22 protein-coding genes and 2 pseudogenes are annotated in these 22,513 nt (G+C 70.1%); 13 read left to right on the plus strand and 11 right to left on the minus strand.

The genetic code is table 11. The annotated features are described in order from the left end of the window. Positions 1 to 7: 7 nt before the first annotated feature. Positions 8 to 445, minus strand: coding sequence for a D-aminoacyl-tRNA deacylase (gene dtd / locus AB0M62_RS00250; RefSeq protein ID WP_366071802.1), 438 nt, complete (start codon positions 443 to 445; stop codon positions 8 to 10). Positions 446 to 603: 158 nt separating this feature from the next. On the opposite strand from dtd, the gene AB0M62_RS00255 reads away from it, so the two are divergent. From AB0M62_RS00255 to AB0M62_RS00265, 3 genes are read left to right on the plus strand one after another with little or no spacing between them, the layout of a single operon-like run. After that, the gene (locus AB0M62_RS00255; RefSeq protein ID WP_366071803.1) at positions 604 to 1,188 is read left to right on the plus strand and encodes an ABC transporter substrate-binding protein; all 585 of its coding nucleotides are present in this window, start codon (positions 604 to 606) and stop codon (positions 1,186 to 1,188) included. A 21-nt stretch (positions 1,189 to 1,209) separates the two neighbouring features. Beyond that, on the plus strand, positions 1,210 to 2,169 hold the full coding sequence (locus AB0M62_RS00260) for an asparaginase (protein ID WP_366071804.1): 960 nt from the start codon (positions 1,210 to 1,212) through the stop codon (positions 2,167 to 2,169). A 23-nt stretch (positions 2,170 to 2,192) separates the two neighbouring features. Beyond that, on the plus strand, positions 2,193 to 3,446 hold the full coding sequence (locus AB0M62_RS00265; RefSeq protein ID WP_366071805.1) for a GNAT family N-acetyltransferase: 1,254 nt from the start codon (positions 2,193 to 2,195) through the stop codon (positions 3,444 to 3,446). A gap of 4 nt (positions 3,447 to 3,450) precedes the next feature. Here AB0M62_RS00265 and AB0M62_RS00270 read toward each other — a convergent pair whose 3' ends face one another. Then, on the minus strand, positions 3,451 to 3,639 hold the full coding sequence (locus AB0M62_RS00270) for a hypothetical protein (RefSeq protein ID WP_366071806.1): 189 nt from the start codon (positions 3,637 to 3,639) through the stop codon (positions 3,451 to 3,453). Positions 3,640 to 3,788: 149 nt separating this feature from the next. Here AB0M62_RS00270 and AB0M62_RS00275 point away from each other — a divergent pair, with 149 nt between their 5' ends. Beyond that, positions 3,789 to 4,628: a GntR family transcriptional regulator gene (locus tag AB0M62_RS00275; protein WP_366072222.1), complete on the plus strand. Its 840-nt coding sequence runs from the start codon at positions 3,789 to 3,791 to the stop codon at positions 4,626 to 4,628. Positions 4,629 to 4,668: 40 nt separating this feature from the next. On the opposite strand, the gene AB0M62_RS00280 is transcribed toward AB0M62_RS00275, so the two are convergent. After that, positions 4,669 to 4,857, minus strand: a complete 189-nt coding sequence (locus AB0M62_RS00280) for a hypothetical protein (protein WP_366071807.1) — start codon at positions 4,855 to 4,857, stop codon at positions 4,669 to 4,671. Positions 4,858 to 5,030: 173 nt separating this feature from the next. Between AB0M62_RS00280 and AB0M62_RS00285 the strand changes: the two genes are divergently transcribed. The 3 genes from AB0M62_RS00285 (at position 5,031) to AB0M62_RS00295 (ending at position 8,024) form a co-directional block, all read left to right on the plus strand. Further along, positions 5,031 to 5,933 (plus strand): GntR family transcriptional regulator, encoded by a 903-nt coding sequence (locus tag AB0M62_RS00285; protein ID WP_366071808.1) that lies wholly within the window; start codon positions 5,031 to 5,033, stop codon positions 5,931 to 5,933. Next, a complete protein-coding gene (locus AB0M62_RS00290; protein ID WP_366071809.1) occupies positions 5,933 to 6,676 on the plus strand; it encodes an HAD-IA family hydrolase in 744 nt (247 codons plus the stop codon). Before AB0M62_RS00285 ends, AB0M62_RS00290 begins: the two co-directional genes overlap by 1 nt. Before the next feature lie 295 nt (positions 6,677 to 6,971). After that, the gene (locus tag AB0M62_RS00295) at positions 6,972 to 8,024 is read left to right on the plus strand and encodes an aminoglycoside phosphotransferase family protein (RefSeq protein ID WP_366071810.1); all 1,053 of its coding nucleotides are present in this window, start codon (positions 6,972 to 6,974) and stop codon (positions 8,022 to 8,024) included. On the opposite strand, the pseudogene AB0M62_RS00300 reads toward AB0M62_RS00295, so the two are convergent. The 4 genes and pseudogenes from AB0M62_RS00300 to AB0M62_RS00315 all read right to left on the minus strand — a co-directional run. Next, positions 8,005 to 8,529, minus strand: a pseudogene (locus AB0M62_RS00300) (ABC transporter permease); the annotation flags it as partial. The gene AB0M62_RS00295 and the pseudogene AB0M62_RS00300 overlap by 20 nt on opposite strands. Before the next feature lie 190 nt (positions 8,530 to 8,719). Beyond that, entirely contained in the window at positions 8,720 to 11,119 is a 2,400-nt protein-coding gene (locus AB0M62_RS00305; protein ID WP_366072223.1) for an excinuclease ABC subunit UvrA, read from the minus strand. A gap of 352 nt (positions 11,120 to 11,471) precedes the next feature. Further along, positions 11,472 to 11,882 (minus strand): VOC family protein, encoded by a 411-nt coding sequence (locus AB0M62_RS00310; RefSeq protein WP_366071811.1) that lies wholly within the window; start codon positions 11,880 to 11,882, stop codon positions 11,472 to 11,474. A gap of 10 nt (positions 11,883 to 11,892) precedes the next feature. Next, on the minus strand, positions 11,893 to 12,336 hold the full coding sequence (locus tag AB0M62_RS00315; protein ID WP_366071812.1) for a helix-turn-helix transcriptional regulator: 444 nt from the start codon (positions 12,334 to 12,336) through the stop codon (positions 11,893 to 11,895). Between the two features lie 252 nt (positions 12,337 to 12,588). On the opposite strand from AB0M62_RS00315, the gene AB0M62_RS00320 reads away from it, so the two are divergent. The 3 genes from AB0M62_RS00320 to AB0M62_RS00330 all read left to right on the plus strand — a co-directional run bounded on the left by AB0M62_RS00320 (position 12,589) and on the right by AB0M62_RS00330 (position 14,077). Continuing rightward, positions 12,589 to 13,020: a helix-turn-helix transcriptional regulator gene (locus AB0M62_RS00320; RefSeq protein WP_366071813.1), complete on the plus strand. Its 432-nt coding sequence runs from the start codon at positions 12,589 to 12,591 to the stop codon at positions 13,018 to 13,020. A 32-nt stretch (positions 13,021 to 13,052) separates the two neighbouring features. Further along, positions 13,053 to 13,640 (plus strand): hypothetical protein, encoded by a 588-nt coding sequence (locus AB0M62_RS00325; protein WP_366071814.1) that lies wholly within the window; start codon positions 13,053 to 13,055, stop codon positions 13,638 to 13,640. 104 nt (positions 13,641 to 13,744) lie between these two features. Further along, on the plus strand, positions 13,745 to 14,077 hold the full coding sequence (locus AB0M62_RS00330) for a DUF2516 family protein (RefSeq protein ID WP_366071815.1): 333 nt from the start codon (positions 13,745 to 13,747) through the stop codon (positions 14,075 to 14,077). Positions 14,078 to 14,128: 51 nt separating this feature from the next. On the opposite strand, the gene AB0M62_RS00335 is transcribed toward AB0M62_RS00330, so the two are convergent. The 3 genes from AB0M62_RS00335 to AB0M62_RS00345 form a co-directional block, all read right to left on the minus strand. Continuing rightward, positions 14,129 to 15,463 carry a fused response regulator/phosphatase gene (locus AB0M62_RS00335; RefSeq protein WP_366071816.1) on the minus strand — a complete coding sequence of 445 codons (1,335 nt, stop codon included), beginning with the start codon at positions 15,461 to 15,463 and terminating at the stop codon, positions 14,129 to 14,131. Between the two features lie 569 nt (positions 15,464 to 16,032). Then, a complete protein-coding gene (locus AB0M62_RS00340; protein ID WP_366071817.1) occupies positions 16,033 to 17,067 on the minus strand; it encodes a C40 family peptidase in 1,035 nt (344 codons plus the stop codon). A 262-nt stretch (positions 17,068 to 17,329) separates the two neighbouring features. After that, complete coding sequence (locus tag AB0M62_RS00345; RefSeq protein WP_366072224.1) at positions 17,330 to 18,109, minus strand: class I SAM-dependent methyltransferase; 780 nt, start codon at positions 18,107 to 18,109, stop codon at positions 17,330 to 17,332. Positions 18,110 to 18,407: 298 nt separating this feature from the next. Here AB0M62_RS00345 and mshA point away from each other — a divergent pair, with 298 nt between their 5' ends. The 3 genes and pseudogenes from mshA to AB0M62_RS00360 form a co-directional block, all read left to right on the plus strand. After that, on the plus strand, positions 18,408 to 19,751 hold the full coding sequence (gene mshA / locus AB0M62_RS00350) for a D-inositol-3-phosphate glycosyltransferase (RefSeq protein ID WP_366071818.1): 1,344 nt from the start codon (positions 18,408 to 18,410) through the stop codon (positions 19,749 to 19,751). Continuing rightward, complete coding sequence (locus AB0M62_RS00355; protein WP_366071819.1) at positions 19,744 to 20,247, plus strand: YbjN domain-containing protein; 504 nt, start codon at positions 19,744 to 19,746, stop codon at positions 20,245 to 20,247. Before mshA ends, AB0M62_RS00355 begins: the two co-directional genes overlap by 8 nt. Before the next feature lie 162 nt (positions 20,248 to 20,409). Then, positions 20,410 to 20,789: pseudogene (locus tag AB0M62_RS00360) on the plus strand (glycosyl hydrolase family 28-related protein); the annotation flags it as partial. 91 nt (positions 20,790 to 20,880) lie between these two features. Here the strand turns inward: AB0M62_RS00360 and AB0M62_RS00365 are convergent. Next, complete coding sequence (locus tag AB0M62_RS00365) at positions 20,881 to 22,335, minus strand: MFS transporter (RefSeq protein WP_366071820.1); 1,455 nt, start codon at positions 22,333 to 22,335, stop codon at positions 20,881 to 20,883. Positions 22,336 to 22,513: the final 178 nt, after the last annotated feature.

A 22,513-nucleotide genomic window follows, 5' to 3' on the forward strand; every position in this document is an offset into this window, starting at 1 on the left:
CCTCGGTCTAGACCTCGATCAGGACCGTGAACGGGCCGTGGTTCGTGAGCGAGACGCGCATGTCCGCACCGAACCGGCCCGTAGCCACCTGGGCGCCCAGTGCCCGCAGCTGCGCGACCACCTCGTCGACCAGTGGCTCCGCCATGTCGCCGGGTGCGGCGGCGTTCCACGTGGGCCTGCGGCCCTTTCGTGCGTCCCCGTAGAGAGTGAACTGCGAAATCACCAGCAAGGGCGCATTCACGTCGGAGCAGGACTTCTCGCCCTCCAGGATGCGCAGCGACCACAGCTTGCGGGCGAGCTGCGCCGCCTTCTCCGCCGTGTCCGCGTGGGTCACTCCGACCAGCACACACAATCCTTCGCCGACGATCTCGCCGACCACTTCCGGCGCGGGCTCGCCCCCGACGACGACGCTCGCGCCGTCCACCCGCTGTACCACTGCACGCATGAGGACATCATGCCGTGCGGCCATCCGGGGCCGATCCGGGGCAGTGCGCCTGCGTCCGCGCCACGGAGAGTGGCACGATGCATGCAGGCGGTGCTTCCCCTCGGCCCTTCGGGCCCCGGGGAGACCCCCCAAGCACCGTTCGAGGGGACGGAAGACGCATGAGTACATCTGGCACCGGGCAGCCCCCCGGTCCCGTACCTACGGCCGGTACGACCGCGGCACGACCACCCGCGCAACGGACCGGCGGCTCGCTGCCCGAGCCGCCGCCGCACGATCTCGCCGTACTCCGGCTGCCCGAGCTGCGTGCGCTGCGCCGCGAGTCGACGCGGCACGAGGCCGACCTGAGTTACGTACGGCGGCTCCTGCAGGGCCGTATCGACATCCTGCGCGCCGAACTGGCCCGCCGTTCGAGTCCCGAGGTGCCGGTGGTCGACCGGCTTTCGGAGATCCTCGCCGACGCGCCGTCGAGCCACCGGAGTTCGGCCCGGCATGTCACGCTCGGTACCCCGCACAGCGAGGAGTACCGGGTGCTGGCCGCCGAGATGCTCGCCGACGTCGAGCTGTCGGACCTCGGCGCCCGTACCGACCAGGAGCTGCACAGCGCGATGGGGCGGCTCGTCCGGTACGAACAGCAGGTCTCGCGGCGCCGCCAGCTGCTGCAGCGCACGGCCGACGAGTGCAGCGCGGAAATCACCCGCAGGTACCGTGAGGGCGAAGCGCAGGTGGACGACCTGCTTGCGTGACCCCGGATGGGAAGGCCGACGATGACCAGCACCGAATCCGCGATACCCCCGGTCCTCGCCGAAGTCGTACGGTCCGGCTTCGTGGAGGGCCACCACAGGGGTTCTCTGGTGCTGCTGTCCGCCGACGGGGGCGTGGAGCTGGCGCTCGGCGACGTGAGCCGGCCCGTTTTCCCGCGCTCCAGCAACAAGCCCATGCAGGCGGCCGCGGCGCTGCGGGCCGGGCTCGGGCTCAGCGGTGAGCGGCTGGCACTGGCTGCCGCGAGTCACTCGGGGGAGGGCTTCCACCTCGACCTCGTACACAAGATGCTGGCCGAGCACGGGCTGTCCGCCGCCGATCTGCGGAATCCGGCGGACCTGCCGCTGGACCGGGCGGAGGCCGAGACGTACGTAGCGGCCGGTGGGGTCCCCGACCGCGTCACCATGAACTGCTCCGGCAAGCACACCGCGATGCTGGCCGCCTGCGTGCTGAACGACTGGCCGCGCGACTCCTACCTGGACCCCGGCCACCCCCTGCAGCAGCTGGTGCGCACCGGGGTGGAGTCCGCGTCCGGCGAGCGCGTCGCGGCGGTCGGTACGGACGGCTGCGGTGCCCCGCTGATGGCGATCAGCCTGACCGGTCTGGCCCGCGCCTTCCGGTACTTCGTCCTCGCGGACCCGGCTGCGCCCGAGCGGCAGGTCGCCGACGCGATGCGGGCACACCCCGAATACGTCGCGGGCACCCGCCGTGCCGACACATGGCTGATGCGCGAGGTGCCGGGCGCCCTGTCCAAGATGGGCGCGGAGGCGGTTCAGGCGGTCGCCCTCGCGGACGGCCGGGCGCTGGCGTTCAAGATCGACGACGGCTCGGCACGCGCGCTGGGCCCGGTGCTGGCGCGGGCCCTGACGCTGCTGGGTGTCGATGGCCCGGTGGTGGACCGGATCGCCGATGTGCCGCTGCTGGGCGGAGGTCACAGGGTTGGCGAAATTCGAGCGACCTTCTGAGGCGCCTCGCCTAGCGTGGCCGTATGAGCCTTGACGTCCGTACCGTCACCCATGCCGAGTTCCCGGACTGGCTGCGCGCGCTGAACACCGGTTTCCTCCGGCCGCCGCTGGTCACGGACGAGGAGGTGGAGGCCCGCAGGGCGCACACCGATCTCTCCCGGACGCAGGGGGCCTTCGATGCGGGCCGCTGTGTCGCCACCTTCCGGTCCTTCACCCAGCAGCTCACAGCGGTCGGCGGGGCGGCACTGCCCGCGAGCGCCGTCACCAACGTGACGGTCTCGCCCACGCATCGCCGCCGCGGGCTGCTCAGCCGGATGATGGCCGCGGACCTGGCAGCGGCGAAAGAGCGCGGGGACATCGTGTCCACGCTGATCGCCGCCGAATACCCGATCTACGGGCGGTACGGGTACGGTCCGGCCGCCTGGACCACCGAGTGGGAGGTCGACGTTCCGCGCGCGGGGCTCGACCCGCGCTGGTCGGGTCCGGGTGACGGAGGACGGGTCGACCTCGTGGACGGCGCGGAGGTACGCAAGACCGGCCCCGCACTCCACGAGCGGCTGAGGGCCTTCCAGCACGGCGTGGTCGATCGAGACGAGCGTGCCTGGAATTCGAGCACCGGCCTGGACCGCATGCCCGGCCGGCCATGGACCGAGCCGTTCTATGCGGTATACCGCTCGGCAGACGCGGCGGGCGGCACGGTGGAGGGGCTGCTCGCCTACAAGGCCGACGACAACTGGGGCGACAGCAAGCTCCCGCAGAACACGGCCACCGTGCTGGACATGATCGCGGTGACGCCGGCCGCTGAGCGTGCTCTGTGGCACTTCCTCTGTTCGGTCGACTGGATCGCCAGGGTCCGGTCCGGATTCCGTGCCCCGGACGATCTGCTTCCGCTGCTGCTGCCGGATCCGCGCGCGGCCCGCGTCGTCACACACGCGGACCTGCTCTGGGTGAGGCTGCTCGATGTCGTACGGGCACTGGAGGCCCGTACGTACCCCGTACCCGGCACTCTCGTCCTGGAGATCGAGGATCCGGCGGGGCTCGCGGGAGGACGCTTCCGCCTGGATGCCTCGCCGACGGGGACGGTCTGTGCGCGGACCACCGAGTCGGCGGACCTCGCCCTGGGGGTGGCGGAGCTGGGGGCGCTGTACCTCGGGGACGAGTCGGCGGTCCGGCTCGCGGCGCTGGGCCGGGTCACGGAGGAGTCCAAGGGCGCGGCGGCGGTGGCGGACGCCTTGTTCCGTACGCCGAGGCGCCCTTGGTGCCCGGACATCTTCTGAGGGCTCAGCCGAGAACCGGTTGGACGAGCAGGACCAGCACCACGGCCCCGATGCTCAGGCAGGCCGTGTTCTTGGCTTTGACGCCGACGGTGAGCAGGGCGACGGCGACCAGGCCCATGGCACCGAACTGCCACTGGATGACTTCTTCGAGGGCGATGGCGAGGCCGGCGAGGAGGAGAGCGATGAGCGGCATTGCGGTCCCTCCCTGGGTGTACGGCGAGTTGGTTGCCAACTCCTCTTAAGTTGTCCCCTGTTCGAGATCCGCTATAACCATCTCCTCAATAACTCCCCAAAGATGGCCGGTGGTTGTACTGTTTGGTTGTGAGCGTCAAAGAGCTCGGCGTGGCCGACGCGCTGCGGGACCGGATCAGGTCGGGGGCCCTGCGGCCGGGTGACCGTATGCCGACGCAGGCGCTTCTGGCCGAGGAATTCGGGGTCGAGCGGGGCACGGTCCGGCAGGCGCTGAAGATCCTCCAGGACGAGGGCCTGCTCACGCACGTGACCAAGGGCAGCCCGGCGAGGGTGGCCGATCGTCCGGCCCATGGGTACGCGGCGGGGGACGCCCGGCCGCAGCCGGCCACCGCCGGTCTGGCTCCCCGTGTCAATGAGGCCTTCGCCGCCCGCCATGTGGAGATCGACGCGCTCTGCCTGACCGCCGGGACGCTGACGCTCGCGCTCGGCGAGCCGCTGCGCCGGATCCACGCCGGACACCTCGCACCGGCACGGGTGGACGTCCGGATCCTGGTGCCGAGCCGCGACATCACGCTGGCTTTCCCGACCCCGGTCGAGGACGCGGCCGACGGTGATGCGGTACACCGGCGCTGGCTGACGCAGCGCAACGCGCAGGGCCGGGTCCTGCGTCACCATCTGACGTCCCTGCGCCGCTCGCACGGCATCGACGTCCGTGTGGCCTTCCGGGCGCTGCCGTTCACGCCGCCCGTGAAGCTGTATCTGCTCAACAACACCGAGGCGCTCTTCGCGTACTACCAGGTCGCCCGACGGGAGGAGGAGATCGACCACGAGCCCCTGGCGATGTACGACACCCAGGGGACGCGGTCGATGCTCTTCGCGTTCGCCCAGAGTGGTGTGAGCCTGCGGGACACGACCTTTGTCGAGCAGTCCCAGCTCTGGTTCGACGCACTCTGGAACACCATCAGTTCGGAGCTGGACCTCAGTTTCTAGGCCGAGCCGCCCCAGGCGGAGGTGCCTGGGCCCGAGGTGCCTAGGCGGAGGGCCCGGCCACTTGGACGGCGAGGACGGCGGCGCCGATGCCGGCGCAGGTGGGGTTCTTGGCCTTGACGCCGACTGCCAGCAGGAACAGGCCGATGACTCCGATGGTTCCGTACCGCCATTCGATGAGCTGCTCGAATCCGATGGCGAGGAGGGCGGCGAGAAGTGCGATGGCGGGCATGGTGTTCCCCCTTCGGTTCTTCAGGCGCGGGTGATGCCCGTACATCGGTGGACGGGCGGCTCTGCGGCCAGATCGAAAGTTGGCAGCCAACTACACTGAAGTTGTCCCCACTTGGTTGCGATCCATAAACAACTTACAAACAACTCCCATTGGCTGGCGCTCAGTTGTACGGTTTGTTGGTGACCCAGGAGAGCCCGGCACTGAACGGCAGAAAGCGCTCGTCCCAGGACGTGGCGGACGTTCTTCGTGCCCGCATCGACGCAGGTGAGCTGAGGGCCGGCGAGCGGATGCCGACCCAGGCGGAGCTGGCCGAGGAGTTCCACGTGGAGCGCGGCACCATCCGCCACGCGCTCCGGATCCTCCAGGACGCGGGCCTGCTCACCGATGTCGCGCGGGGCGCGCCGGCCCGCATCGCGGATCGCGCCAGTGGCCACACGGCGCCCGCGGGCGAAGAGCCGCAGCCGACGATGGTCGCCCTCGCTCCTCGGATAGCGACAGCCTTCTCGGTGCCCGACGTCCGGATCGACGCCATCAGTCTGACCTCGGAATCCCTGATGCTGGCACTCGGCGAACCGCTGCGCCTGATCCACGCGGGCCGGATCAAGCCGGCGCGCGTGGAGGTCCGCGTCCTGCTGCCGAGCCGGGACATCGAGCTCGCGTTCCCCATCGCCGTCGCGGGGCCGTCGGGCGGCTCCACCGGCGACAATCCGGTGCACGACCGATGGCTGGCCATGCGCAACTCGCAGGGGCAGGTACTGCGCCACAACCTGCTGGCGCTGCGCCGCTCGCACGGTATCGACGTCACGGTGTCGTTCCGGGCGCTGCCCTTCACCCCGCCGGTGAAGCTCTACGTCCTCAACGGCCGCGAGGCGCTCTTCGCGTACTACCAGGTCACCAAGCGGGAGGAGGAGATCGGCGACACGGCCGTGGAGTTGTACGACACGCTCGGAACCCAGTCGTTGCTCTTCTCCTTCGAGCAGCATGCGGGAGCACAGGACCAGGCGTTCGTGGAGGAGTCGCAGAAGTGGTTCGAGGCCCTCTGGAACACGATCGCGTCGGACCTGACACTCGCCTAGTGACTTCTGATACGACGCCGACCGAACAAGCGGCATCATCCGCCGAAAAGCTCCGGACTCTGGTCTCGCGAGCGGAGCACGTGCTCTTCGACTTCGACGGCCCCATCTGCCGTCTCTTCGCCGGCCACCTGGCCGACGAAGTGGCGGACCGGCTGGTCGCCTGGCTGGAGAAACGCGGGCAGCACGTACTGCTGACCGACGAGGACCGCCTGTCCGGAGACCCCCACGCCGTACTGCTGGCCGTCGACCGCCTCCATCCGGGCAGCGACCTCGTGGAGGCGCTGGAGGAGCTGCTCACCGGCGAGGAACTGCAGGCCACGGACACCGCCTGGCCCACTCCGCACGTCGACCCGCTGATACGCACCTGGCTGGCCACCGGTGCCCGGCTGGCCATAGCGACGAACAACTCGCCGCGAGTGGTGGAGCGCTACCTCACGGGCCGCGGCCTACGGGAATGCTTCGGTACGCACATCCATGGCCGCAGCACTCAGCTGCACCTGCTGAAGCCCGACCCGGACTGCCTCAACCGCGCCCTGGAGTCCCTGCGGGCGCACCCCGCCACGTCGCTGATGATCGGCGACACCCCGTCCGACCTGCAGGCGGCGCAGCAGGCGGGAGTACCGTTCCTGGGCTACGCGCGGGACGACGAACGGGCGAAGAGGCTGTACGACGCGGGCGCGGAGAGCGTGGTGGACTCGCTGCAGCCGATCCTGGACATCGTCCGGACGGGTGGCCGGGCATGACGGAGGAGCGACCGGACCGACGCGGAGACTCGATGACGCGTATACACCGTGGCCGGAACGCGTTCGGGGGCCGCCAGGCGGTCGTACATGCGCGCATGGGTACGCTCGTAGAGGCGATACGCCGGTCAAATTCCCGCCAAAAACGATGTCTGCGCTGCGGGAAGTAGTACCGTGCTGCCCTTCTGCATCATCGGCACCAATCCGGGCCACGATCCAGCAGGCGAGAGTCAACCCAGCGAGAGTGCGGGCCGTGACAGCCGAACCGGCAACCGAGAATCGGCGGAACCCTGGCCAGGTGAGCCGGAACGAGCAGGTGGTGGAGGGGCCGCTCAAGGGCTACCACCACGAGACCTATGTCTTCCCGCTGCCCTCCAGCGGCGGCGCCGCCGGGCAGGTCCGGTTGAAATGCCGGGAACCCCGCAAGGGTCTGCTCTGGTTCGACCGGCGGTGTTTCGACTCGGAAGATGCACTCATCCGTGCCCTCGCCGGCCACGTCACCCGCATTCCGGAGATCATCGATGTCGAAGGCTTCGGGCTGCAGAGATTTATCGAGGGGCGCACCCTCGGTTTCTACTTCAGGTCAGGTGAAGCGATTCCCTTTCGGTACGTCGATCAGCTTATGCAGCTTTTCGGTGAGTTGATCGCCGTACAGCCCGACATGCTGTCCGTTGCCCGCCGCTGTGACATGGAGGACCGTCCGGAGAACCGTGATACGTCCGGGTTTCTCGAGCGGCTGATCCTCTTCACCGAGGAGCGGGTATTCCGGGAGCACCTCGACAACTACGGCACCCTGTTCGAGGCGCTGAGAGTTCCGTCCGACGGGTTGGACCGGCTCAGAAAGCGGGTGTCCGGTCTCAGCCGCCGGCCCTTCTGTCTTCTGCACGGTGATCTGCACCGGGAAAACTTCGTCATCGACGAGCACGATCAACTGTGGGCGATCGACTGGGAACTGGCCATGTTCGGCGATCCGCTCTACGACCTTGCCAGCCACCTGTATCTGATGCGTTATCCCCCTTCCCAGGCGATGGCCGTGGCCAGGCGCTGGCAGGACGCGGTCGAAGCGGTCAGAGGGGGAAGCTCCAAGGGCTGGGAGGAGGATCTCCCGCGGCTGCTCGACTTCAAGCGTGCGCAGTCCGTCTACACAGATGTCATCAGAGCCGCTCTCACGCTTGGCGCGGATCCGGATCCGGATTCGTCGCTCAATACGGCACGGAAGCTGCAAAACGTGCTGGCGCGTGCCGAGGAGCCGCTGGACATCGAGTCCGTGCCGACCGTGTGGCAGGTCCAATCGGCTCTCGTCGCCTGGCGGCGCACCCGGCGTGCGGACCCTACGTGGTCCGCTTCCTGAACAGCACTCCCGACAGCGCCACCGCCACCGCCAGGATTCCCGCGCACCACGCCAGTGCGATCCAGGGCGTGTTGCCGACCGGCTGGTCGAGGAGCAGGCCGCGCAGGGACTCGATCACCGGGGTGACCGGTTGGTGTTCGGAGAAGCCGTGGAGCCGGCCGGGCATTGTCTCGATGGGGACGAAGGCGCTGCTCGGGTACGGCAGGAACATCATGAAGAAGGTGAAACCGCCGGCGGCCTCCGGAGACTTGGCGAGCAGCCCCATGGCCGCCGAGAGCCACGAGACGGCGACGATGAATGCGAGCAGGAGGGCCGGCGCGGCCGGCCATGCCGCGGCCGAGGCCGAGGGGCGGAAGCCGATCAGGAACGCGACGCCGAGAACCAGGGCCGTCGCGACGACGTTACGGGCGGCGCTGGCCGCCATGTGGCCGGCGATGACCGAGGTGCCGCCGACGTCCTTGGAGCGGAACCGGTCGATGATGCCGCCCTTCATGTCCTCCTTGACGTAGTTCGTTGCGGACAAGCTTGGAGTAGTCGACGGCGACGGTGTCGTAGGCCGCCCGAGTGGCACGCAGATGAGTCGGTTCGGTCACAGCCGAGGACAGTAGTGCCCTGAACAGCACGTCGACTGAGGAATTTGCGTACGGGCCGAACGGGAAGTGCGGCTGCGCCGTCGGCACCTGCGAGATCCTCGGTCAGTTGCTGACGTAGTCCGCGAGGTGCTCGCCGGTGAGGGTGGAGCGGGCGGCGACGAGGTCGGCGGGTGTGCCCTCGAAGACGATCTTGCCGCCGTCGTGGCCGGCGCCGGGGCCGAGGTCGATGATCCAGTCGGCGTGCGCCATGACCGCCTGGTGGTGCTCGACGACGATGACCGACTTGCCGGAGTCGACGAGCCGGTCGAGGAGGCCGAGCAACTGCTCGACGTCGGCGAGGTGCAGGCCGGTGGTCGGCTCGTCGAGAACGTAGACCCCGCCCTTCTCGGCCATGTGCGTGGCCAGCTTGAGCCGCTGCCGCTCGCCACCGGACAGCGTGGTGAGCGGCTGGCCGAGGGTGAGGTAGCCGAGCCCGACGTCGGCGAGCCGGTCGAGGATCTTGTGCGCGGTCGGCGTGCGCGCCTCGCTGGCGCCGAAGAACTCCTCGGCCTCGGTCACCGACATCGCGAGCACCTCGCTGATGTCGCGGCCGCCGAGGTGGTACTCCAGCACCGATGCCTCGAACCGCTTCCCCTCGCACTCCTCGCAGGTGCTGGCGACGCCGGCCATCATCGCCAGGTCGGTGTAGATGACGCCGGCACCGTTGCAGTTGGGGCAGGCCCCCTCGGAGTTGGCGCTGAACAGCGCCGGCTTCACGCCGTTGGCCTTGGCGAACGCCTTGCGGATCGGGTCGAGCAGCCCGGTGTACGTCGCCGGGTTGCTCCGTCGCGAGCCGCGGATCGCGCCCTGGTCGATCGACACCACACCCTCGCCGGCGGCCCCCGACTGCCTCGGCAGCGACCCGTGCACGAGCGAGCTCTTGCCGGAGCCGGCGACGCCGGTGACGACGACCAGCACCCCGAGCGGGATGTCGACGTCGACGTCTCGCAGGTTGTTCGCCGTCGCGCCACGGATCTCCAGCGTGCCGGTGGGCTTCCGCACCGTGTCCTTGACGGAGGCCCGGTCGTCGAAATGGCGGCCGGTGACGGTGCCGCCGGCCCGCAGTCCCTCGACGGTGCCCTCGAAGCAGACGGTGCCGCCCGCCGTACCGGCGCCGGGGCCGAGGTCGACGACATGGTCGGCGATCGCGATCGCCTCCGGCTTGTGCTCCACGACGAGCACTGTGTTGCCCTTGTCCCGCAGCCGCAGCAGCAGGTGGTTCATCCGCTGGATGTCGTGGGGGTGCAGGCCGATGGTGGGCTCGTCGAAGACGTAGGTGACGTCGGTGAGCGAGGAGCCGAGGTGGCGGATCATCTTGACGCGCTGCGCCTCGCCGCCCGAGAGCGTGCCCGACGGCCGGTCGAGCGCGAGGTAGCCGAGGCCGATCTCCACGAACGAGTCGAGGGTGCGCCGCAGCGTGGCGAGCAGCGGCGCCACCGACGGCTCGTCGAGGCCGCTGACCCATTCGGCCAGGTCGCTTATCTGCATCGCGCAGGCGTCGGCGATGCTGATCCCCTTGATCTTCGACGACCGGGCTCCCTCGCTGAGCCGGGTGCCATCGCACTCCGGGCAGGTGGTGAAGGTGACCGCCCGCTCCACGAACGCCCGGATGTGCGGCTGCAGCGCCTCCTTGTCCTTGGACAGGAACGACTTCTGGATCTTGGGGATCAGCCCCTCGTAGGTGAGGTTCACGCCCTCGACCTTCACCTTGGTCGGCTCCCGGTAGAGGAAGTCCTGCATCTCCTTCTTGGTGAACTTGCAGATCGGCTTGTTGGGGTCGAGGAAGCCCGATTCGGCGTAGGTCCGCACGGTCCACCAGCTGTCCGACTTCCAGCCGGGGATGGTGAACGCGCCCTCGGCGATCGACTTGGAGTCGTCGTAGAGCTGGGTGAGGTCGATGTCGGAGACCGTGCCCCGGCCTTCGCAGCGCGTACACATGCCGCCGGTGCGGCTGAAGGTCGCTTTCACCGCCTTCTTGGCACCGCGCTCGACGGTGATCGCACCGCTCGCCCGGACCGACGGGACGTTGAAGGCGTACGCGCTGGGCGGGCCGATGTGCGGCTTCCCGAGCCGGCTGAAGAGGATGCGCAGCATGGCGTTCGCGTCGGTGGCGGTGCCGACCGTGGAGCGGGGGTCGGCACCCATCCGCTGCTGGTCGACGCTGATCACGGTCGTCAGCCCGTCGAGTACGTCGACCTCGGGCCGTGCCAGCGTCGGCATGAAGCCCTGCACGAAGGCGCTGTAGGTCTCGTTGATCAGCCGCTGCGACTCCGCGGCGATCGTGTCGAACACCAGCGAGCTCTTGCCCGAGCCGGAGACGCCGGTGAACACCGTCAGCCGGCGCTTGGGAATGTCGATGCTGACGTCCTTGAGGTTGTTCTCGCGCGCGCCGTGCACGCGGATCATCTCGTGGCTGTCGGCAGCGTGCAGCGCAGGCGACTGCGTGTCCGTCCTCGGGGCCATGCTCATCGTTTCTCCATCTGTTGGGCGGGCCGCCTTCGCGGTCTCCGTCGGCGTCGCCTGGCTCGATCTGACCAGCTTCGAGCAGTACGCCAGGTTGTACTAAGTCGGCGCGGTCGCGGCAACGGTCCACTGTCTACCTGATCGGCGGTCTCGGCCGGGGTGGCGCGAGATCGTCGCGACGTGACCACGCCGAGCGCGGGAGCGGGGGGCGGCAGCACTCATCGGTCGTGAAGCAGCTCGGGGACGTTGCCATCGGGGTCCGTGACGGTGACCACCAGGCCGCCACCGGCGTCGTGCGCGGGCTCTGTCACGGTGCCGTCTGTGCAGGTCATGACTGCGATCGCCGGACGGCTCAGTGCAGCTCCTGGATGCGGACCATGTTGCCCGCGGGATCGCGGAAGGCGCAGTCGCGAACGCCGTACGGCTGCTTGGTCGGCTCCTGGACGACCTCGGCGTCGCCGGCCTGCACCCGCTCGAAGGTGCCGTCGAGGTCGGCGGTGGCCAGGAGGATGCCGGCGTAGGTGCCCTTCGCCATCATCTCGACGATGGTGCGGCGCTCGTCGTCGGTGACGCCGGGGTCGGCCGCCGGCGGGTGCAGGACGATGGACGTGCCGGGCTGGTCGGCGGGGCCGACTGTGATCCAGCGCATCCCCTCGTATCCGACGTCGTTGCGGACCTCGAAGCCGAGGGTGTCGCGGTAGAAGGCCAGCGAGGCGTCCGGGTCGTTGTGCGGGAGGAAGCTCGCGTGAATGGTGATGTCCATGGCGGTCACGCTAGCTGCGGCTCGGTGGCGCCGCTTCTCGATTCCTGATCGGTCTGGTCACCTGTTTCGCCACGCACGGCGGCATCCCCGCCGTCGCGCTCGCCGCCTGGCGCCGGTAGGTGCTGGGCGGCACGCCGACCAGCTCGGTGAAGCGAGTGCTGAAGGTACCCAGCGACGAGCAGCCGACCGCGAAACAGACCTCGGTGACGCTGAGGTCGCCGCGACGCAGCAACGTCATCGCGCGCTCGATGCGTCGCGTCATCAGGTAGCTGTACGGCGACTCGCCGTACGCGGCCCGGAACTCCCGGCTGAGGTGCCCCGCCGACATGTGTGCGCCGCGGGCGAGCGCCTCGACGTCCAAGGGCTGCGCGTACTCCCGGTCGATCCGGTCGCGAACACGGCGCAGCCGGGCGAGGTCGCGCAGGTGCTGCGCCGCGGCGGGTCTGCTGGTCACCTGCGCGATCGTGCCACGTCGCACCGGAGTTGCCCAGTGCCCGCCGGCCCCCACCCACTCCGCGTCCGCTCTGGCCGGCCTGCTCCGCTCATGTCCTCGACGTGCTCAGGCCCTGAGGTATCCGCCACTCGTCCCACCTCAACACGTCTCGTTGGTCCCTCGCAGATTCTCCTGGGTGGGGTTCGGGTGAAGTGGCGCACTTTTGCAAGCAGGTGCTTGCAATAGTTAGCGGAAATGTTGCACCATCGGAGCATGGCATCACTGAACGTCGGCAATCTCGGTGAGTATCTGCGCGAGCAGCGGCGTACCGCCCAGCTCTCGTTGCGGCAGCTCGCCGACGCCGCAGGGGTGTCCAATCCGTATCTCAGCCAGATCGAGCGCGGTCTGCGCAAGCCGAGCGCGGACATTCTGCAGCAGCTTGCCAAGGCGCTGCGGATTTCCGCCGAGACGCTGTACGTGCAGGCCGGGATTCTCGACGAGCGGGACCGGGACGAGGTCGAGACACGTGGGGTCATACTCGCCGACCCGACGATCAACGAGCGGCAGAAGCAGGTGCTGCTCCAGATCTATGAGTCCTTCCGCAAGGAGAACGGGCTCGACACGGCTCAGGACGCCGGACACGACACCGCCGCTGACGGCCCCCGCACGGCCGGCGGCAGTGATGCAGCACATCCCTCAAGCTGAACTCCGAACTGCGATCCGGGAGGACCACAGTCATGGCCATCACCGATGACCTGCGTAAGACCCTCACCGACCCGACTCCCCTCTACTTCGCCGCCGGCACCGCCGACCTCGCCGTCCAGCAGGCCAAGAAGGTCCCGGCGCTGATCGAGAAGATCCAGGCCGAGGCCCCCGGCCGTATCGAGGCCGTGCGCAACACCGACCCCAAGGTCGTACAGGAGAAGGTGACCGCGCAGGCCAAGGAGGCGCAGGCCACCGTCACCGCCAAGGTCAACGAGGTGTTCGGCACGATCGACACCGACCTGAAGAAGCTGGGCGAGACCGCTCAGGACCTCGCACTGCGCAGCGTGGGCATGGCCGCGGAGTACGCGGTCAAGGCCCGTGAGGCGTACGAGAAGGTCGCCGAGCACGGCGAGCAGACTGTGCGGGCGTGGCGCGGCGAGGCTGCCGACGAGATCGCCGAGATCGCCGTGGCCGTCGAGCCGGACGCCCGGCCGCAGGCCGAAGGGAAGGCCGACGAGAAGCCGGCCGAGGCCAAGGCCGCTCCGGCGCCGGCGCCGTCGAAGAAGGCCGCTCCGCGTAAGCCGGTGGCCAAGAAGACCACGTCGTCTGCCGACAACTAGGCGGCAGCGGAAGTACACGAACCGGGCACCCTGTGGGTGCCCGGTTCGTTCTCCGGGTACGTTGGCCGCGAGGCGCTTCATTGACTGACTAGGTGGTGCACGGCATGTTGCTCGAGGGTTTCGGCACTCTGCTCTGGCTGCTCAGCCTGGCCATGCTTGCCATGGCCGTGGTGGCGTTTTTCTTCGCGGTCACGGCGCGTGAGGACGCCTACCGAGCTGCAGACAAGAAGACCAAGCCGTTCTGGCTGATCATCCTCGGCCTGGCGGTCGTGGTGAATCTGCTGCCGTTGCTGTTCCTGCAGATCGCCGGCCTGATCGCCAGCATCGTCTTCATGGTCGACGTCCGGCCCGCGCTCAAGCAGGTGTCGGGTGGCGGCCCCCGGCGGGGCGGCAGCAGCAGCGATGGGCCGTACGGGCCGTACAACGGCGGGCGCTGAGCCCCAGTGAGCCCCAGCAGCCCAGGAACCCCCGGCAGGGGGTAACCGTCGTCAGCGGCCGCGGTCGAGCAGCAGGACGGCCACGTCGTCCGTCAGCTCGCCGCCGTTCAGCTCGCGCACCTGCGCCACTGCGGCCTCCAGCAGCTCCTCGCCACCAAGACCCTGTATGAGCTGACGGTTGATCATCTCGACCATTCCGTCCTGGCCCAGGCGTTGGGTGCCCGCTCCGACGCGCCCCTCGATGAGGCCGTCCGTGTACAACATCAGACTCCATGAACCGCCGAGCTCGACCTGACGGCGCGGCCAGCGGGCGCGCGGCAGCAAGCCCAGGGCGGGTCCGTTGTCGTCGTACGGGAGCAGCTGGGCGGGACGTCCCGGGCGGACTATCAGCGGGGCGGGGTGACCGGCCAGGCAGAGTCCGGCCCGGCGGCCGTCCGGGGCGATGTCCACCGTGCAGAGGGTCGCGAAGATCTCCTCGTTGTCCCGCTCGTGTTCGAGGACCTGCTGCAGCGTGGAGAGCAGCTCGTCGCCGCAGAGCCCGGCGAGGGTCAAGGCGCGCCAGGCTATGCGGAGTTCGACGCCCAGAGCGGCTTCGTCCGGGCCGTGGCCGCAGACGTCGCCGATCATCGCGTGGACCGTTCCGTCCGGCGTGCGAACGGTGTCGTAGAAGTCGCCGCCGAGCAGGGCCCTGCTGCGGCCGGGCCGGTATCGGGCGGCGAAGCGCAGGTCGGAGCCGTGCAGCAGCGGGGTGGGGAGCAGCCCGCGCTCCAGCCGGGCGTTCTCCTGGGCGCGCAGCCGGGACTCGGCGAGCTTGTACTGGGCGGTGTCGGCGCGCTTGCGCTCAACCGCGAACCGGATGGCGCGGCTGAGCAGCCGCCCGTCGAGCTCGTCGCGGAAGAGGTAGTCCTGGGCGCCGACGCGCACCGCCTCGGCGGCGCGCTCCGCGTCGGCCTGGCCGGCGAGCGCGAGGACGGCGTGCCGGGGCGCGATCCGAAGGACGTTCCGCAGGGTGTCCAGCCCGTGGCCGGTGGCGGTGGCACTGCCGGTGCCGAGTCCGGGTCCGGTGCTGGTGCTCTGGGTGGATCCGGTGCCGGTACCCGGCGTGGCCGGCCTGCCCGGCAGCTCCAGGTCGAGGTCGAGCAGGATGCAGTGGACGTCGTCGGTGAGCAGCCGCTCGGCCTCGGTGAGGTTGCGGGCGGTGCGAATACGGATCCGCTTGCCCTCGGCGTCGAGCATTTCCGGGACGGTGAAGGCGCCGGTGGGGTCGTCCTCGATCACCAGCAGTGTGAGGCCGGAGTCACTGGTACTTCTGGCCTGTTGCGGCAGGCCGGCCTGACCGCTCTCCGCGGCCGGGATGGCCCTCTGCCGCGGTACGGGTACGGGCATCGTCTCGGTTTCCTTCCCTCCCCCCGAGGGTCGGCGGAGCGCAGATCCACGTTCCGCCAGACGGGGACCATAGCGTTAGCGGCCGCAGATGCGGAATGGCGAAGGAAGATCCGCCCCCGTCATATGCCGCATCCGTTGGGAAAGGGCGTGTCGGGGGATGACGAACATCACGAAAAAGCCGTGATCGACAAGCCTCCGGGAGCCGCTCCCGAAGGCCGTTGGCGGTCGTCCGCGCTCGCCGGTCCGATCACCTCGGCAGCAGGCCACCCCGGCCGTCCGTCGGCGATGCCTCGTTCACCCGGGAGACGGGCCGGCTTGGTGGCTCATCGAACCGGTCCGACCGCACCTGCGGCCGCCAGGCCCGCCGTCGGTCCGTCCGGTTCGTTCACCCGGGCGGCGGGTCGGCCTTGGCTGTCCGGTTGACCCCGGAAAGATCGCAGCGGGAGCCCGGTACCCCGGCGGCCGCTCTTCCTCGGCGCGTCCGGTTCGACATCCCGCGGGGGCTGCCCGTTCCCCCTGCCCGGTCACACCGGGCAGGGAGGCTCAGCACACACTGCTGCCGCGCGCGGTCACGCGTCCGGGCGGACCACCGCCAGGATCGGCATCGAGCCCGCGCCCGCGATGGTGATGTTCCGGCCCGGGCGCGGCGCGTGCACGATTGCCCCGTCGCCTATGTACATCCCGACATGGCTGGCGTCCTTGTTGTAGATGATCAGGTCGCCGGGCCGCATGTTCTTCACGTCCACCCTCGGCAGCAGCCGGAGTTGCTCCTGCGAGGTCCGGGGAATGCCCCGGCCCGCCGCCGCCCACGCCTGCGAGGTCAGGCCCGAGCAGTCGTACGTCGACGGGCCCTCGGCGCCCCACTCGTACGGCTTGCCGATCTGGGCCGTTGCGAACTGCACGGCCTTTCTGCCCTGCTCGCTGGCCTTGCTGTTGATGTCCTTCAGGACTCCGGAGTCCAGCCAGGCCGTCTGTGCCTTGAACTGCGCGTCGCGCTCCAGCTGGAGCAGCCGCGCCCGCTCCTTCGCCTCCAGCGTGGACTCCAGCGCCTTGGCCTCGGCGATCTGCTTGGTGATCTGCCGCTTGGCCGCTTCCTTCTTCAGCCGGTTGGCCTCGAGGGTCTGCCAGTGGTCGCCGGCCTTCTGGGTGTACGTCTGCAAGTCGTCCTGTGTGCGGGCGAGTTCGGCAAGAAGGTTCTTGGTCGCCTTTTCGCCCTGGCGGATGCGGCCGGCCCCGTCCAGGAACTGCTGCGGGTCGTCACTCAGGGCAAGTTGGGCCTCGGGAGGCAGTCCGCCGGCGCGGTACTGCGCGCGGGCGGCGGCGCCGGCCCAGCCCTTCAGCCTCTCGATCTTGCCCTGACCCGCGACAATCGCCTTCGCCAGCGCGACGATCTGGGCCGACTGCTTATCGGCCTGCTCCTCCGCGGCGTTGTACGCGTCGGTGGCGGCCGCAGCCTTGTGATAGAGGCTGTCTATCTCCTTGCGGACTTCTTCGAGCGACCTGGGTGCCTTGGGCTTCGGCGCGGCGTGCGCCAGGCCAGGGGCGGCCAGCAGTGACATCGCGCAGACAAGAGTGAGTGCGGTGGCGCCGCGGCGTCGGTTCACAGGTCCCCCTCCGGACACGTGGGTCGGCAGCCGAATGTGATTTACCGTCAGTAACTTCGCATCGACTCCGGGATGGTGCCACGACTCCGCCGAAACCGACAGCCCCTCCCCGCGTGATCGTGAAACGGCCGGTGGCTGTCCGGCGTTCCCGCCCGGCGGACTCGTTCTCGGACCATTCTGCTGGAGGTGTCCGACGCCCCGGTGACCGGCCCCGTCAGGTTCTGTGACCGGCCCGGTCCCTCAGGGGGCGGCATACGCTCCGTCAGCCGGCGGGAGCGGGCCGAAGAGCCTCCCAGCGGACCGTGATCTCCCCCTGCCGCCACCGCCCCGGACCGTCCGTCAGCGGCCAGTCCGCCGACAAGTCGCGCGCGCAGCGGATCCAGCGCTGCCGGGCCCCGAACGACGCGTACGGGGCCGCGGCCGCCCAGGCGCGATCGAAGTCGCGCAGGAACGCGTGCACGGGCTCGCCGGGCACGTTGCGGTGGATCAGCGCCTTCGGGAGACGCTCCGCCAGGTCCGACGGGCGCTCCAGGGAACCCAGCCGGGTGGCGAACGTCACAGTGCGCGGGCCCTCCTGGCCCAGCGCGACCCAGACGTGCCGGCGCCCGATCTCGTCGCAGGTCCCCTCCACCAGCAGTCCGCCCGGGGCCAGCCGGGCGCGCAGCCGTTCCCACACGGCGGCCACCTCGGCCTCGTCGTACTGGCGCAGCACATTCGCCGCCCGGATCAGCACAGGGGCCTTGGCGCCCTCCAGCGGAACCTCGAAGCCGCCGTGCCGGAATGCGAGACCCTCGCGCTCGTACGGCTTCGCGGCCGCGACGCGCGCCGGGTCGATCTCGATGCCCACCACGCGGGTTGCCGGCACCGTGGTCCGCAGCCGGCCCAGCAGCTCCACCGCAGTCCAGGGAGCGGCCCCGTACCCGAGGTCGACGGCCACGGGGTCGGCGCAGCCGCGCAGCGCCGTTCCGTGGGTGGCGGCGATCCACCGGTCCATGCGGCGCAGGCGGTTGGGGTTGGTGGTCCCGCGTGTCACCGTGCCCACAGGGAGCCCAGGGCGCGCCGAGGGCTGGGGAGGGGTGCGGGGGGCCATCCAATGAGGGTAGGCGGTCGTGGCCCCACTCCCGTCCCGCCCGGATCCCACGCGCTGCGCCGGCGACCCGGACGGCATGCCACGCGCAGCGCGTCGGTGCGCGCGATGGTCGAGTCCACCCCGGTAATGCTTTGGCAAAGCGGAAATGCGAGACAGGGCTCCGGCGGTTGGGGTCTGTGAAGGGCTTCCGCGCCCTTCCCTGTCATGCCCGCCGTCTGTCATGCCCGCCCCGAGCGAGAGGACCCGCCACGTGAGCCAGTACGTGTCCCGGCTCGGCGGGCGGCTCGCCGCCCCGCCCCGGCTGCGGCTTTCCGGCGGTCACCGCAAGCCGCGCCGAGTCGCGATGCTCAGCGTGCACACCTCCCCGCTGCACCAGCCCGGCACGGGCGACGCGGGCGGCATGAACGTCTACATCGTCGAGCTCGCCAAGCGCCTCGCGGCCATCAACGTCGAGGTCGAGATCTTCACACGGTCCAGCACCGGCGGCCTGCCGCCGCTGGTCGAGCTGGCCCCCGGTGTCCTGGTCCGCCACGTCGACGCCGGTCCGTACGAGGGCCTTGCCAAGGAGGACCTCCCGGCCCAGCTGTGCGCCTTCACCCACGGAGTGATGCAGGCCTGGGCCGGCCACCGCCCCGGCTACTACGACCTCGTCCACTCCCACTACTGGCTCTCCGGTCATGTGGGCTGGCTCGCCGCCGAACGCTGGGGCGTTCCACTTGTCCACGCCATGCACACCATGGCCAAGGTCAAGAACGCCGCGCTCGCCGAGGGCGACACCCCCGAGCCGGCCGCGCGCGTCATCGGCGAGACCCAGATCGTGCACGCCGCGGACCGTCTCATCGCCAACACGGCGGAGGAGGCGGACGAGCTGGTCCGCCACTACGAGGCCGACCCCGGCAAGGTCGCGGTCGTCCACCCCGGGGTCAATCTCGACCGCTTCCGCCCGGGCGACGGCCGGGCCGCCGCCAGGGCCCGCCTCGGGCTGCCCGCCGACGCCCTGATCCCGCTCTTCGCGGGCCGCATCCAGCCCCTGAAGGCCCCGGACATCCTGCTCCGGGCGACCGCCATGCTGGTCGGGCAGGACCCCTCGCTCCGTACGAAACTCGTCGTGCCGGTCGTCGGCGGCCCCAGCGGCAGCGGCCTGGCCAAGCCGGAGGGCCTGCAGAAGCTGGCCGCCCGCCTCGGCATCGCCGATCTCGTCCGCTTCCACCCGCCCGTCGGGCAGGACCAGCTCGCCGACTGGTTCCGTGCCGCGTCGGTCCTGGTCATGCCTTCGTACAGCGAGTCGTTCGGTCTGGTCGCCATAGAAGCCCAGGCAGCCGGCACGCCCGTCCTGGCAGCCGCCGTCGGCGGCCTGCCGGTGGCCGTGCGCGACGGGGTCAGCGGACTGCTCGTCCCCGGCCACGACCCGGCCGACTACGCGCGTGCCCTGCGGCGCTTCGTGGACGACCCGGACCTCCCCGCGCGGATGGGCGACGCGGCCGCCCGGCACGCCCGGTCCTTCGGCTGGGACACGGCCGCGTCGGCCACGGCGGACGTGTACACCGCGGCGATGCACGATCACCGCCGTCGCGTACGCTCGCACCATGGCTGACGTGCTGAAGGTCATCGAACAGACGCTGGCGGACGCCGAACTGGAGTGGGAGAGCCCGACGCCCGGCTCTTACGTCGTGAAGCTCCCCGGCACGCGCAAGCTGTCCACGACCTGTTCGCTGATCGTCGGCAAGCACTCGCTGTCGGTCAACGCGTTTGTGATCCGGCATCCCGACGAGAACGACGCCGCCGTGCACCGCTGGCTGCTGGAGCGCAACCTCCGTCTGTACGGAGTGAGTTACGCGATCGACCGGCTCGGCGACATCTACCTCGCCGGCAAGCTGCCGCTCGCGGTGGTGACTCCGGAGGAGCTGGACCGGCTGCTCGGCACGGTGCTCGAGGCGGCGGACGGCAGCTTCAATACGCTGCTGGAGCTGGGGTTCGCGAGTGCGATCCGCCGGGAGTACGAGTGGCGGGTGGCGCGGGGTGAATCGACGCGCAACTTGGACGCGTTCACAAACCTGACCCAGCGTCCGGCTCCTGACGCGACCCTCTGACGCGACCCCCGACGCCTGAGCCCTCGCCGGGCCTGACGCATGCCTCCCGCTGACGCATCGCTCTCCCCGCCCGACCCCTTCCCGCCCAATGCGCGGCGTGGCATGCTCACCGCCAACGCACACATGAACAGCGTTCAGATCCATGTCTATGGAGGGCGGGTCATGGGGACGACCGGTCGAGGCGGCATCAGCAGGCGGAGTTGCTCGGCAGCGCCGTAGCCGTCGGTGCCGCGGCCGTAACCGGCGGCGCGGCAACCGGCGGCGTCGCCGCCGCCGAGGCCCACGCGGCGCCCGGCCACCGCCGAACGTCGGCCCTGTGGCGGGAGTTCGCCGCGCAGCCGTACACCCACCCGCAGATCCCCTATATCGGCCGCGCGGGCCACCGCGCGGGCGCCGACTTCCCCAGGCGTCCCGTGGTGGCGGACGTCCGCGCGTACGGCGCGAAGCCGGACGGCTCGGCCGACGCCGCCCCCGCGATCAACCGTGCCATCGCCGCCGCCGGAGAGCGCGGCGGTGGCACGGTCCTCATCCCGCCAGGCACCGCGTGTCGAGGGCCGGGGCTCCCATCACCCGTATCGACAGGCCCGAGGGCCCACGAGCACGGGCGGGGCCGCCCGGCGGGGCGCCTGACCGTCAGCCGTCGGCGCTCGCCTTCCTGTCGTCCGCGGGTAGGGGGGTTGGGTGCACGGCGGCCGTGGGTGCGACGGCCGTGGGTGCGACGGCCGTGGGTGCGACGGCCGTGGGCGGCACGGCCATCGGCGCGACGTCCGCGGCCATGAGCTCAGCGCTTGCGGCTGCGGAACCGGTCACGGCACCGGCGGCCGCGGCCTCGTCGGCCACGCCGTCCGCGGGGCGCGCCCCGCCGTCCGCCGGGAACGCCCCGGAGTCCGCAGGCAGTCCCCGCATCAGCAGCCAGTAACCCAGCGCCGCCAGCGTGCCCAGTACCGCGCACGACCCCCACAGCCACTGCGCACCCAAGCGGTCGATGACGTAACCGGCCATCAGGGGCGCGAGCAGCCCCGCGACGGACCAGGACATCGTGTACATGCCCTGGTAGCGGCCCCGCCCGTGCGTGGGGGACAGCCGGACCACGAGGCCCATCTGCGTGGGCGAGTTGATGATCTCGGCCACGGTCCAGACGCACACCGTCAGCGCGTACACGCCGATCGACCCGGCGAACGCGGTGAGCCCGAAGCCGTATCCGGCCAGCAGGCCGGAGATGACCAGCAGCTTCTGCGGATCGCGATGCTCGATGAACCGGGTCACCGGAATCTGGAGGGCGACGATCAGCACACCGTTGACCGCGATCACCAGTCCGTAGTCGGACGGTGAGAATCCGTCCCGCCCCATCGCGACCGGCAGACCCACCGACCCCTGCAGGAAGATCAGGGAGATCAGGAAGGACAGCGCGACGACGCCCATGTAGCGCCGGTCGCGCAGTACGGTGCCGAGTCCGATCGCCGGCTCGTCCTTCTCCGCCGAGGAACCGCGGTCCGGCCTCGACTCCGGCAGCTTGAGGAACACCAGTACCGCGCAGAGCGCGGTCAGCGCGGCCTCGCCGAGGAAGCCCGCCAGGTAGCTGGACTCGGCGATGAGGCCCGCACCCGCTGCCGAGATCGCGAAACCGAGGTTGATGGCCCAGTAGTTGAGCGCGAAGGCCCTGACCCGGTCCTCGGGGCGGACGATGTCGGCCATCATCGCCTGCACGGCCGGACGTGAGGCGTTGCTCGTCATACCGACCAGGAAGGCGACGGCCGCGATCGCGGCCGGGTGCTGCATAAAGCCGAGAAGCGCCACGGATGCGGCCGTCGAACTCTGGGCGATGAGCAGAGTGGGCCGCCGCCCCAGCCGGTCGGTCATCACGCCCGCGCCGAGCGAGGAGGCGACGCCACCCAGGCCGTGGAGGGCAGCCACCAGCCCCGCGAAGGAGGCCGAGTAACCCCGCTCCAGCGTCAGGTACAGAGCCATGAAGGTGGCGACGAAGGCCCCGAGCCGGTTGACCAGCGTGCTGGCCCACAGCCACCAGAAGGCCCGGGGGAGTCCCGCGACGCTCTCTCGTGCGGCCCGTCTGAGACTGGCAACGGACATCGGGATTCCCCCCAGGGATGAAAGAGCGCAGGCAGCAGGCAGTAGCTATGTGTAAGAGGTGCAGGCGACTAACGCACGTTACATTCGCGGCGCTCCCGGACGCCACCGAATTGACGGTGGACGTCAATCGGGGCGGTGCTGGGGACCGGCCTCACCACACGCGCCGGCCGATGGCCGC

The sequence above is a fragment of the Streptomyces sp. NPDC051219 genome (assembly GCF_040682335.1).
Taxonomy (GTDB): domain Bacteria; phylum Actinomycetota; class Actinomycetes; order Streptomycetales; family Streptomycetaceae; genus Streptomyces.